The sequence below is a fragment of the Planktotalea sp. genome (genome assembly GCF_965659345.1).
Taxonomy (GTDB): Bacteria; Pseudomonadota; Alphaproteobacteria; order Rhodobacterales; family Rhodobacteraceae; genus Planktotalea.
In genome coordinates this window covers 28,186-41,037 of the sequence record NZ_CBFHVK010000012.1, presented here as the reverse complement: position 1 = coordinate 41,037, position 12,852 = coordinate 28,186, and the positions used below count along the sequence as shown (strand labels likewise).

At 52.0% G+C, this 12,852-nt stretch carries 10 protein-coding genes; 5 read left to right on the top strand and 5 right to left on the bottom strand.

Features of this window, described 5'->3' with window-relative positions; all coding sequences use genetic code 11:
• Window positions 1–5 precede the first annotated feature (5 nt).
• Both hfq and hflX read left to right on the top strand, forming a co-directional pair.
• Complete coding sequence (hfq, locus tag ACTG3Z_RS11245; protein WP_072631698.1) at window positions 6–245, top strand: RNA chaperone Hfq; 240 nt, start codon at window positions 6–8, stop codon at window positions 243–245.
• On the top strand, window positions 245–1,516 hold the full coding sequence (gene hflX, locus ACTG3Z_RS11240) for a GTPase HflX (protein ID WP_439143162.1): 1,272 nt from the start codon (window positions 245–247) through the stop codon (window positions 1,514–1,516). Before hfq ends, hflX begins: the two co-directional genes overlap by 1 nt.
• A 47-nt stretch (window positions 1,517–1,563) precedes the next feature.
• On the opposite strand, the gene ACTG3Z_RS11235 is transcribed toward hflX, so the two are convergent.
• Window positions 1,564–4,035: a penicillin acylase family protein gene (locus ACTG3Z_RS11235; protein WP_439143161.1), complete on the bottom strand. Its 2,472-nt coding sequence runs from the start codon at window positions 4,033–4,035 to the stop codon at window positions 1,564–1,566.
• Window positions 4,036–4,154: 119 nt separating this feature from the next.
• Here ACTG3Z_RS11235 and ACTG3Z_RS11230 point away from each other — a divergent pair, with 119 nt between their 5' ends.
• Window positions 4,155–5,027, top strand: a complete 873-nt coding sequence (locus ACTG3Z_RS11230; RefSeq protein ID WP_439143160.1) for an NAD(P)-dependent oxidoreductase — start codon at window positions 4,155–4,157, stop codon at window positions 5,025–5,027.
• Between the two features lie 3 nt (window positions 5,028–5,030).
• On the opposite strand, the gene ACTG3Z_RS11225 is transcribed toward ACTG3Z_RS11230, so the two are convergent.
• Complete coding sequence (locus tag ACTG3Z_RS11225) at window positions 5,031–5,366, bottom strand: DMT family transporter (protein ID WP_375266840.1); 336 nt, start codon at window positions 5,364–5,366, stop codon at window positions 5,031–5,033.
• A gap of 12 nt (window positions 5,367–5,378) precedes the next feature.
• On the bottom strand, window positions 5,379–5,834 hold the full coding sequence (locus ACTG3Z_RS11220; RefSeq protein ID WP_439143159.1) for an Lrp/AsnC family transcriptional regulator: 456 nt from the start codon (window positions 5,832–5,834) through the stop codon (window positions 5,379–5,381).
• Between the two features lie 118 nt (window positions 5,835–5,952).
• Here ACTG3Z_RS11220 and ACTG3Z_RS11215 point away from each other — a divergent pair, with 118 nt between their 5' ends.
• Both ACTG3Z_RS11215 and ACTG3Z_RS11210 read left to right on the top strand, forming a co-directional pair.
• A complete protein-coding gene (locus ACTG3Z_RS11215; RefSeq protein WP_439143158.1) occupies window positions 5,953–6,159 on the top strand; it encodes a DUF6356 family protein in 207 nt (68 codons plus the stop codon).
• A 3-nt stretch (window positions 6,160–6,162) separates the two neighbouring features.
• Entirely contained in the window at window positions 6,163–6,957 is a 795-nt protein-coding gene (locus ACTG3Z_RS11210) for a class II glutamine amidotransferase (protein ID WP_439143157.1), read from the top strand.
• 178 nt (window positions 6,958–7,135) lie between these two features.
• On the opposite strand, the gene ACTG3Z_RS11205 is transcribed toward ACTG3Z_RS11210, so the two are convergent.
• Both ACTG3Z_RS11205 and ACTG3Z_RS11200 read right to left on the bottom strand, forming a co-directional pair.
• Complete coding sequence (locus ACTG3Z_RS11205) at window positions 7,136–8,719, bottom strand: calcium-binding protein (RefSeq protein WP_439143156.1); 1,584 nt, start codon at window positions 8,717–8,719, stop codon at window positions 7,136–7,138.
• A 427-nt stretch (window positions 8,720–9,146) separates the two neighbouring features.
• Entirely contained in the window at window positions 9,147–12,821 is a 3,675-nt protein-coding gene (locus tag ACTG3Z_RS11200) for a calcium-binding protein (protein ID WP_439143155.1), read from the bottom strand.
• Window positions 12,822–12,852: the final 31 nt, after the last annotated feature.

Genomic DNA, 12,852 nt, shown 5'->3' with positions numbered 1-12,852 from the left:
CCCCAATGGCCACTGATAGACAAAACCTGCAAGACGCATTTCTCAATCATGTTCGCAAGACCAAAGTTCCTGTCACTGTTTTCTTGATCAACGGTGTAAAGCTTCAAGGTGTGATCACGTGGTTTGACAACTTTTGTGTTCTTTTGCGCCGCGATGGACAGTCTCAGTTGGTCTATAAGCATGCGATTTCGACGATTATGCCAAGCCAGCCAATCTCTCTTTATGAGGGTGAAGACGCAAACTGATGGGGCATGATCCGTCGGTGACCCGTACGTGGGTCCTGCATCCTGACATCAAAAGCAACAATGACCGGCGTTTGCCCGAACCTGCTTTGGCAGAGGCGGTTGCTTTGGCTGAAGCCTTGCCCGGACTAGAGGTTTTTGGCGAGACGATTGTACGTCTGCCCAAAGCACATTCAGGCATGCTGTTTGGTAAAGGTAAGATCGAAGAACTGCACACTGTGTTTGAGGAAAGCGAGATAGACCTCGTTCTGATTGATGGTCCTGTAACGCCTGTTCAGCAGCGCAACTTAGAAAAGGCGTGGGGTGTTAAGCTTCTGGATCGCACGGGTTTGATCCTTGAGATCTTCTCGGATCGCGCGCGCACCAGTGAAGGCGTGTTGCAAGTTGAAATGGCTGCTTTGAGCTATCAAAGGACACGTTTGGTGCGGGCTTGGACCCACTTGGAGCGCCAGCGCGGTGGACTTGGCTTTGTTGGCGGTCCGGGCGAAACACAGATCGAATCTGATCGCCGCGCGATTGATGATCAATTGGTGCGTCTGCGTCGCAAGCTTGCAAAAGTCGTCAAAACCCGCGCGCTGCACCGTGAAGCGCGTGCAAAAGTGCCGTTTCCGATTGTCGCTCTTGTTGGTTACACAAATGCGGGAAAGTCGACGCTGTTCAATAAGCTGACCGGCGCGCAGGTCTTTGCAAAAGACATGCTGTTCGCGACGCTTGATCCGACAATGCGCGCGGTTGAACTGCCTGATGGGCCACAGGTTATTCTTTCGGACACGGTTGGTTTCATTTCTGATTTGCCAACAGAGCTCGTGGCGTCGTTTCGCGCAACACTGGAAGAAGTGTTGGCGGCTGATCTTATCGTGCATGTGCGTGATATCTCGCACGAAGGCAGTGAAGAACAAGCAACAGATGTGCGCAGTATTCTGTCCTCGCTCGGGGTTGGTGAAAACGCCAAACAGATCGAAGTTTGGAACAAGATCGACCTGCTAGAGTCCGAAGATCACGATGCTGTTCTGGCCCGTGCCGCGCGCCATGAAGAAGTGATAGCGACGTCGTCCGTAACCGGATTTGGCATGAGCGACTTCGTACAAGCCGTTGAATTTGCTTTAGAAGGTGAGATCATCGAAGAGACGATGGTGCTACCGTATTCAGACGGTCGCAAACGAGCGTGGTTGTTTGAACGCTCCCTTGTTGAAGCAGAGCGGCAGGGCGAAACTGGGTTTGAGCTGGACCTGCGCTGGAAAGCCAAAGATCGCGCGCAGTTCGACTCGCTTTAAGATGTTCTGCGACCTCGGTGACAACATTTAGACTGCGCCCGAAGCGGTTAGTCTTCGCTTGGCATAAGTGTCGTGATGCCCACAGCTGCGGCGCGCGCAAGCCCTTCATCAAGTGACATTGGGATATATTCACCGCGCCGCCATAGTGCGCCAAGGTCATCATAATGACGCGAAAAGAGATGGCCTGACTGACCGGTCGAAATCACAAAGAGCGAGCTGTCCGGATCAGCGAAGTCATACACGCCGCGATACCCAGCGCCATGGACATTCAAGAATGCATCAGGACCTAAACCACCCTGTGTACGCCCCCGCATCAACGTGTTGTCGCCCCCAGACGTGGATTGGCGAATATTTACGAAATAGCGCAACACTGGCACATCGCCGAGCACTGCGTGATCATGGGTCGCTTGATGCGCATCCCCCCAACGCAAGGACGCCAGATCAGTGGTATAGTTTTCCTCCAACCACAAAATCGCTGCATCAAGCGAGATGCGCGACACATCGGTGCAGGTTTCTTTTGGTGAGGATTGCAAAATATCACACCACTCAGACGCCCCATCAATATTGCGAAACACGCGTTCGATAAAAAGCGGCTCAACATGTTTAAATTCGGTGGCCAAGGGACCTAGCTCATCTTTTATGAGCCGGTCTTGAAGGGCGCGCAGCCAGGCGGAATAGATCAAAGGCTCTGGCAGGTGCTCATTCATTTCGCCGTTCCAGTTGGCAAGCAACTCAAGAGCAATTTGGCGTTTGCGCTCTGGTGTGCCGTTTGGGGCAGGTTCACCCGTAAACCAGAGGTCGGCGCCAATAAGCGGTAGCAAAGTACGCGCAGTAAAGCTGACAGTATCGAGCTGTGCCTCAACGAAGCTATCACGTGTGTGCACTTGGCGGGTCTGCATAAGACGTTGCCAGCGTTGCACACGTTGGCTGTCGCCCCATTCATAGCTCACATGAACTGGGAAAGGGCGTTCAACGATCTTGTTGTTCGTGTTGCCTAAGATACCACCAACGGGTTCGGTAAATTCTGGATTGGTCGCGATCGGAAACACGCCTTTCCAGCGGTTCTCTGCAATCCAGCCGGGGCTGGGCATGCGTCCTTTACTTTGATGGTTCACGTCACGCTCAGGCATCGCACCTATAAGCTTCAGCGCAACTTTCTCTTTGTCAACGAGGGACAAGTTCTGCGACGGCGCAATATAGCTTTGTGCGCTGATCAGGGCGCTTTGAACGTCCGCGGCTTGCATGATCCCAATCGCAGCACTGAGCGACGTATCGCGCGGGCTGAGCGCCGTCCATGAGAGCGCCGCGACATGTCCTTGCGGTGTGATAGACGCCAGTGAAAAGTCAGAACCCGGCAACACAGGGCCATTGTCCGTCCAACGCAGGGTCAGCGTGACGGGTTCATCGTCTTTGATGTTGATGATCGACTTGCGCGTCTCAAACGGTTTAAATCCGTCTGGCGTACGATATTCTTCAGGGTTTTCTGGATTAAGCTGTTCAATAAACAAGTCTTGATCATCCAGATAGGATGATGTGATACCCCAGCCGATCGTAGCGCTGCGCCCTGCAAGAACGACAGGCATTCCCGGAATTGTACCACCAATAACGCCGCCAGCTTCAAGCTCAAGGCGCGCCAGGTACCAAATCGCGGGGGCCGTAAACCCAAGGTGCGGGTCATTGGCCAGCAGCGTCCCACCCGTGGCTGAACGAGACGGGGCAGCAGCCCACGCGTTCGACGCGCCGCCCAATCCTCGTGCTGGAACAGGATCCAGCGGATGACGTTCGGTTGAAACGGCGGCATAGCGCGGCAAAGGCGTATCAAACAGCGACGCATATTCCGGCAAGGCTGCAATGCCCGTACCTGGCATATCGGGTAGAATATCAGAAAGACGTGCTTCATCAGGCAAAACAAGCGACGTACGCGCGCGTAAAACTTCATCCTGCAAATGACCGGACAACTGCAGCGCCATGAGTTTCGTGACAGCCAATGAATCAGCTGCGCGCCACGGCGAGATAGGTGCACTGAACATAAACATTTCAGGCGCGCCGCGGCCCAACGAGCGATTGTTAATCTCAGCGATGCGCATATTAACACCGGCTGCGTATGCGCTGAGCGCGTCATTTGTGCGCGCATCCTGACTATCAACTGACAAGCTCGCGAGGCGGTAGATGTCAAGGCGGCGCAAAAGCGTGTCGATGCTGAGCGTGCGACGTCCAAAGACTTCTGACAGACGCCCTTGGGCGGTGCGGCGCAACATGGTCATCTGCCACAAACGATCCTGCGCATGGGCATAACCGAGACCAAAGAAAACGTCAGCATCGTTGCTTGCGAAGATATGTGGTACATTAGCATTGTCGCGCACAATCTCGACCGGGGCCGCGATACCTTCGACGTCCAGCGTTTTTGTATAATCCGGCAGTGAACGAGACGCGAGGAAATAAGCCAGAAACGCCGCGAGAACAGCAAGGCCAATCGCAGCCCCTGTCAGGCGTAACACCCAGCGAAAAATCATCACCATAGTTCAGTCTCTCGTTTCAAATACGGGCCATATGCGGCGCGTTTATGCGCCAAAGCCCTTGTCATTATGCGCGCGCTTCGACACACCGTTTAGGGTAATTCAAACGAAGGGAAAAGCCGATGGCGAAATGTACATTTTTAGGTCTTGGAGTCATGGGTTTTCCAATGGCGGCGCATCTGGTGAAAGCGGGTCACGACGTAACCGTCTACAACCGAACGACTGACAAAGCGCGCGCTTGGGCTGACGCAAACAAAGCCAAGTTCGCAGCAACGCCACGTGAGGCTGCGCATGGCGCTGAGTTTGTTTTTGCCTGCGTTGGCAATGATGATGATTTGCGCTCTGTGTGTCTTGGCGAAGATGGCGCCTTCGCAGGTATGGAGAGCGGCTCGGTCTTTGTGGATCACACAACCGTATCCGCGAAAGTCACGGAGGAACTCTACAATGCGGCCGATAGCTTACAGATCAGCTTTGTTGACGCACCTATTTCCGGGGGACAAGCAGGCGCTGAAAACGGCGCTTTGTCGATTATGTGTGGTGGTGACGAAGGAGCCTATGCGCGTGCAGAACCTGTGATGGACGCGTATTCAAAGATGTGCCGCCGCATTGGCGAAAGTGGTGCCGGTCAAATGACCAAGATGTGCAACCAGATTGCAATTGCAGGCTTGGTTCAAGGTCTTTCAGAAGCGTTGCATTTTGCAGAGAAAGCAGGGCTTGATGGGCGCGCTGTGGTCGAGGTGATTTCACAAGGGGCCGCTGGGTCTTGGCAAATGGCAAACCGCTATGAGACGATGCTTGATGATCAATTTGAACATGGTTTTGCAGTTGATTGGATGCGCAAAGACTTGGGCATCTGTCTGGATACAGCAGATGAAAACGGTGCGAGCCTGCCTGTGACTGCTTTGGTTGATCAATTTTATAAAGACGTCCAAAAGCTTGGCGGGGGCCGTTGGGACACCTCAAGCTTGATCAAGCGATTACGCGCGATGGGCTAAACGCTAATGCGTTGATGTGTTTGAGAAAAGGTGGATCACGACAATCCCACTCAAAATCATTCCCATTCCAAGGATTGCGGGCAAATCAAGTTTTTGCCCGTAGACCAAAAAGCCGATACAGCCGATAAAGAAAATGCCAAGTCCAGACCAAAGCGCATAGGCAATCCCAAGCGGAATGCTGCGCAAGGCGAGGGCCAGCAAATAGAAACTGATCGCATAGGCAATCACAACGATAACCGATGGCCAGAACTTGCTGAACTGTTGACTGGCTTGCAGGGCCGCGGTCCCGATCGTTTCACTAAAGACAGCCATTAAAAGAATAATGTAGTGCGTTGGCATGCGCGTAGACCTTCAAAGGGGCAGGGCAGTGGTGTCTTTTATTTCTTCCATCACAAAACTGGCAGAAACATCCGCAAGAGAAACAGAGTTTGTCAGCTTTTGATAGAGGCGATCGTAATCTTTCATATCTGCAACGCGCGCACGGATGAGATAATCCAAATCACCGGACATGCGGTACACGCCTTGGATTTGCGGCAATGCACGAGTCGCGCGCGCAAATTTGGCTGACCAATCAGGATCATGTTGATCCGTGCGCACTTGGATAAAGACGGTGAGAGGTAGGCCAATCGCTTCCGCATCAAGCAGCGCTACCTTTCCTTTAATCACGCCAGCTTCGCTCAGCAGTTTGATCCGGCGCCAACAGGCGTTGCGCGAAAGGCCAATCATGTCACCAAGCGTTTCCAGAGAAACGTCGCAATCACGTTGCATTTGGCCCAAAATCCGACGGTCTGTTTGATCTAATTCCATGAATTAGGCATATCATGGGAAATATTCACACACAATTCTTGGTTTCTTCTAAAATATGGGAAAATTTTGACTGAAGGCCTGATTATCGTCCCTTCAACATAGTTTTTGGAGAGACATCATGATCAATCGCATTTTCATTCAGCACCCGCACAGCGTTAATGAAACTTACCTTGAGCATTTGTGGTTCGCGCTCAAATTCGCAGCGTTACTTTCATGCGCAGCGACTGCCGCTTTGATCCACGCTTTCATCCCAGCGATGTGTGAAAAAACCGCCAGCACAATTATTGCGAAGCTCTACACCCGTATGCACAATCGCCGGGCATAAAGCATGTGTCGTTGGGTTGCTTATATTGGTGAACCGATTTTCATTGCGGATCTTGTCAGCGCGCCTGAACATTCTTTGATCGCGCAGGCACGTCAGGCCGAAGAATGTAAGACGACAATCAACGCAGATGGCTTTGGATTGGCTTGGTATAATTATCATCGACAACCGGGGCTTTACCGCGATGTTTATCCTGCTTGGTCGGACATGAATTTACGTGCACTTGCAGAACAAGTTAGCTCGCGCTTGTTTATGGCACATGTGCGCGCATCAACGGGAACTGCAATCAGTCGCAATAATTGCCACCCTTTTGCCCACAGCTGTTGGAGCTTTATGCACAACGGTCAAATCGGCGGGTTTGATGCCTTTAGAAAACGTGCCGACATGGCTATTCCTGACGCGCTCTATACCGCGCGCAAAGGGGCAACCGACAGTGAAGCATTGTTTTTGATTGCTTTGGGGCAGGACCTTGAAAAGGATCCATTTACAGCCTTGCAAAGAGCATTAAAGATTTTGCATCAGATGAGTACAGACGCAGGGGCAAAGCCAAGCTTGCGAATGAGCTTGGCAATCAGTGACGGGGAATCGCTGTTCACGCTTCGCTACGCCAGCGATGATAATCCACCGTCACTTTACTATCGCAAAGGTCGCAATGACATCGGTTGGTGTGTGGTTTCCGAACCTTTGGAAAGAGATGAAACCTGGATCAGCGTTGAGCCAAACACCTTTTCACACTTTACCCCATCCAGCGTGACACATCACCAATTTCAAATCAAAGCCACGCTCGCCAAAGCCTTGTAACAGCCAAAGAAAAGGCGCTTGATATAATGTAAAATTTACAAAGTCTGAAACCGTAAAGTGTTCTAACAACAGTCAAAACACGTCGGTCAAAATTGCTCTCGCGAGTAAGATCTTGTTAGAAAGCCTGCGCATCCAAAAAGATGCACAGACTGAAAATCTGCAATTTTACATCACCAATTTATAGTTGCAGATGTTGAAAGGTATCGATTGATGCAAACTGAATATTGAAGCCTTGCTCTTCACCGTCACCAAAGAACACATCTTGGATATTAAACCGTGCGAGTGCTTCAACTGTGCCGTTCGGATGCTCATAATTCATGATTGAATACAGCCCATCTGCCGTTGGTATAAAGCTGATGTTTTCAATGCTTGGCGTTTCATCATCTGGATGCATCACAACCAACGTTTCAGAGAAAGCATCGAAGCTTTCGATAATACTGAGACCAGGATCAAAAGCACCTGCGAAGTAATAGGTGTCCAAACCTGCTCCACCATCCATTGTCGCATCTTCAAATCCGAACAGGTGATCATCACCTTCGCCGCCCAACATGTTCTCAACCGTGCCGTCTTGGCCCACAAGCGTGTCGTTGCCCACATCACCTGTCATACTTAGCGCGCCATCAGTCCCCGAAAACACCATATCATCTCCGGCATTCCCCTGGAGCGTAACATCCAAACCCGCGCCGCCATCTACGGTGTCGTTATCGTCTCCTCCTAATATGGTATCAGCATCTGCTTCACCAAGCAGATAGTCATTACCCTGACCTCCTTCCAAGAGATCGACACCGGTGCCGCCGTAGAGGGTATCATTGTCACGCCCACCAAAGAGGTTATCGTTGCCTTCATCGCCCCAAATCATGTCATCGCCAAAGGAGCCGTCTATTGTATCTTCGCCAAGGCCACCTTCCATCTTGTCAGCACTGTTAGAGTTTCCGGTGATCGAGTCGTTTCCTTCGCCACCCAATAAAACATCGGTTCCACCAAGATACGCAGCTCCGACAATCGTGTCATCGCCTAGTCCACCTACGCCAAAGCGCGCACCGCTGATGCTGTCGTTACCGTCTTCACCATAAATCGTAGCACCTTCAAAAGCGCCCGCCATAGTGTCGTTGCCAGCACCACCATGCATTTCATCAAAGCCACCACGACTTGTCATAAGGTCATTACCAGCGTCGCCAAACAATTCGTCATTTCCGAGCCCTGCAATCAATGTGTCATTGCCAAAACCGCCCTTTAGATTGTCATTCCCGCGTCCCGCATCAATTAAATCGTCGCCGTCGCCGCCAACGAGCGTGTCATTACCAACACCACCATCGAGCGTATCTGAAGCGTTTGCATCTGAAATTCCCCAGTCATGACCAATAAGGAAATCGTCGCCACCGCCGCCGCTCAAGCTGTCAGAACCAAACTGTCCAGAAAAGCTATCATTTCCTTCGCCGCCATCAACCGTATCATCACCAAGACCACCAGCCCCAAAGTCGTTGCCAAGACCGCCTGAAATCAAATCGTCACCAGCGTCTCCAGCAAGGAAATCGTCATCCTCGCCACCATCAAGTGTGTCGAGCCCATCACCGCCAAAAATGAAGTCATTTCCACTATTACCTAGAATGGCATCATTGCCTGCTTCGCCGAAAACATAGTCATTTCCGGCATCCGCATCGATATCGTCTGCTGTATCCGTACCAATAATTTCGTCGTCACCAGTCGAGCCGACAAACATAGCGCCTGCTGATAGTCCTAATAGTGCTAATATAAATAACATCCCCAGTACCTTCTTTAATAAAAATTGCCCGATACGAGCTTACGATGGGCCACGAAAATAGAAATAGTAAATTCACGAAACTTGAACGTTTCACATCAGAAACGACCAATATCTTCTGCGCCAGCTCTAAGATTTGGGATAATACTGGGGAAATGTCACAATTGTTTCCTAATGCTTAAAGCACCACTTAACCGAGCGGTTCATAGCTGGCCTCTAGTGCAAAGCGTCAATCACGAACGCGACTAGTGCAAATTTGATCAAACTTTGCGGGCGAGCTTGGTGCTTGGTAACGGTTAACAGCATTGTTCGCTGGATGAGCCGAAAAAAGCCAATCCACTGTCTCTTGTTGTGAACGAAACACAACTTTCAAAGACTGAATGGAAAAAGGTGCACCGCGTAAGGCAAACTTATACGGCGCACTTCTTTTCTATGTGACGTTCACAGGGGCTTGACCGAGCATCACATCTATCTCTGACGGCGTCGCAAAGCTCACGCTTTCAGGGCCAAGTAACTGAGTGCCAACAGGGTATTGGAAAATGCTCGGACCACCAGGCAAGTTTTGCCCAAGGTTATCTATACGCGCGACCCAATCAATGCTTCCGTCATCTGTGACATAGCCAACATCCAGATGGGCACCTAGATAAGTCAAACGGAAGTAGCGCGGCACGTTGCGGTAGCGCAGATCCTCATATTCTGGCGCAGTTGTGCCCTCGGGGTAAGGAATGACCAGCACATCTTCACCGCGCTCGAAATCCAAGATTTGTGGGTATGACACATTGGCATCCGCTGCGATGAATGTATCGGAACCGCTGCCTCCCGTCGCGGAATAATCCTGCCCAAGAAGGATAACATCGTCGCCTAGGTTGCCATTGAGAGATGAACTTTCAAGCACGCCGCCAAAGGGTGTTTGAATGACACGGTCTGCTTCGCCAGCGATCAGCGTGTCATCGCCAATACCACCGTCAAGGGTTTGCACGCCATTGCGACCGCCCCTCAATACATCATTGCCCTCGCCACCAATAAGCACAGCATCGCGATCACCCGCTTCCAGCGTGTCGTTGCCAGCACCGCCATACGCTTCATCTTGGGGGCCACGCTCAATTGGGCCAAGCACTGTGTTGTCATAGACAATCGTATCATCACCTGTGCTGATGAAATCATTGCCCAAATCGCCAGATAAAGTATCGGCACCGTCATTTCCGAGCAGCGTGTCATCGCCGTCAGCGCCGTCCACGATGTCATCTCCTGCAAGCGCATCAATCAAATCCGCGTTGTTGCTTCCCAAAAGGCTGTCATCGCCAGCGGTCGCACCACTTGTCACTGGTGAATTAAAAGCATCTTCCAGCATTCCACGCTCAACGATTGTGATGTCATTCGGGTCGAGCTCAGCTAAGTCGAACTCACCTAGCAAGATCGCCATGACCTCTTCTTCGCCATCCCCCAGATCAAGCACCAACTCAACGGCTGGAGCATTCACAGCGTCCGCAGGCAGTTGCCGAAAACTAAGATCCGAATTGAGCGGAGCCATCTGACTTATGTCACTATACGTCACGTACAGAGTATCTTGGCCAGGGACAAAGTCAGTGACGATATCCGTCTCAGAGCCGAGCCGCAGCGCAAAACCATCCGCGCCAGTTCCACCTGTCATTTCAATATCGCGGTTGTTCGAGATCAGCAGATCATCGCCCTCGCCACCGACAAGCGTCCCGTCGCCATAGGTGCTGTTGAGCGTGTCATTGCCGTCCTCGCCAAACATCGTATGCGTACCATTGTTGGACGAATAAATAAGGTCATTCCCAGTTCCGCCATAGTACGTGCCATCGCCACCCAACGTAGCGACCGAGCTAATGACATCATTGCCAGCGCCACCATCGACACTTTCGGAGCCAAAGAACCCAGCGTAGATCGTGTCATCACCATCCCCGCCAAGGATTTGATCGCTTTGTGAGGTTGAGCCACCGCTGAGATAATCATCACCAGCGCCACCTATGATCGTGTCGTCACGACCTCCTGTGATGCTGTCATTGCCATCACCGCCATCGAGCAGATTGGGCTCGAAGCTTTCTGCACCAGACACGCCGCTACCGTCGCCGTAAATCGTGTCGTCACCAGCTTCGCCATAAGCCGTGTCTGAACCAAAACGCACATAAATACCGTCGTTGCCTTCGCCACCGTAGATCTCGTCATTTCCGCCACCACCAACGAATGAATCGTCACCTTCGGAGCCAAAGAGCGTGTCGTCACCATCCGCGCCGTCCACGGTGTCATCTCCTGCCAATGCATCAATGATGTCATCGCCACTGGTTCCCAAAAGGCTGTCATCAAAGGGCGTCGGTGCCATTAAATCGTTAACCGTGCTTTGCAGTGCATCGTTTTGAACGATGAGAATATCATCGATATTAAGATCTTCCGGCGTGAACTCACCTTGTAAAAGCGCAACGATTTCTTCTTCCCCATCTGGTCGCAGGCGTACAAGTTCAGCCGCAGGCGCATCTGGGTCATTGTCGTCCAGAATACGAAAGCTCAACTCTGCGAGCAGCGGGGCAGGGTGCGAAGCGCTGTGGGCAAGGATCAATTGATCCTCCTCAGCTGAGTAATCAGCAATCGTATCTATACCGTTCGCAGGGTTGCCCAAATCACGATCTGCATTCAAAGTGTTCATGGCAAAGATGTCACCGCCACTACCACCGATCATCTCGGCACCAAGAAAGCCGGACCGCAAATAATCGCGATCCTCGCCACCATCGATGGTTGACTGGCCAAACCCTGCGTAAATTGTGTCGTTGCCTTGCTCACCGAACATCAGATGATCACCTGTATTGGCTGACGAAATGATATCGTTGCCAGTGCCGCCAGTATATGTGCCGTCCGCTCCCAGATAGAGCACAGACTGGATAACATCATCGCCAGCGCCACCATCGACAATCGCAGTCCCAAAATACCCTGCGCGGATGGTGTCGTCGCCGTCACCGCCCAAGATTTCGTCGGTTTGTCCGCCTTGACCGCCTTGAATTGAATCGTCGCCATTTCCGCCCCAAACCGTGTCTTCGCGGCCAGCTGTGACGACGTCATCGCCATCACCTGTTAACAGAAGCGCACCAATCTGTGCGTCTTCGCCTAGGGTCTCATGTGATGCGCTGTAGATTGTATCATCCCCGACACCGCCAGTGACCGTATCCGCACCCAAGACCGCTCTAATATAGTCGTTGCCGTCGCCGCCATCGATGCTGTCGGCCCCACCTTCGCCGCTGATGTTGTCGTCACCTTCGCCGCCTAAGATCGTGTCGTCGCCTTCGTCCGCGACAATGCCATCATTTCCAGACCCGCCAGAGACAAAGTCATCGCCTTTGCCAGCGGTGATAAAATCATCACCGTCTTCGCCGTAGACCTCGTCGTCTTCACTGCCAGACTCGATAACGTCATTGCCGAGACCACCGGAGATGCTGTCCATCCCTTCGCCGCCGAAGATTTCATCGTCGCCGTCGCCGCCGATCAGCGTGTCGTTGTCAAGATCGCCTTCCAGCAAATCGTTGCCAGTGCCACCGATGAGGGAGTCGCTTCCTTCGCCACCAAAGAGCAGATCGTCATCCGCGCCGCCATCAATCGTGTCGCCGCCATCAGGGCCTTGAAAACCAAACTCAAAGCCATGCAAAACGTCTTCGCCGTCGCCACCTTCAATGGTATCAGCGCCAGTGCCGCCTTGGAAAATATCGTTGCCTTCATAACCACGGATCGTATCGTCACCAGCACCGCCGTGTCCGCCGTCATCACCAGCGCCTGCCCAGATCAAATCACCGCCATCACCACCGTCAATAAGATCGTCGCCATTTGCACCAAGAATAAAATCTGCACCCGACCCACCAACGAGGTAGTCGTTGCCTGCACCACCATCGACATAATCAATGCCTTCGCCACCATCGACAGTGTCGTCGCCATCTTCACCAAAGAGGGTATCTAAACCACCAAGCCCTTCGATAACGTCATTACCACCAGCGCCATGAATACTGTCGCCGTCTTCGGTGCCAAAAATTTCGTCGTCACCCTCGCTGCCGATAAACGCAGATCCCGCAGCCAAACCGAGCAAAGCCAATAGATAAAGCATAAGTCCCCCAACTTATTGCGCGCATTTTCAT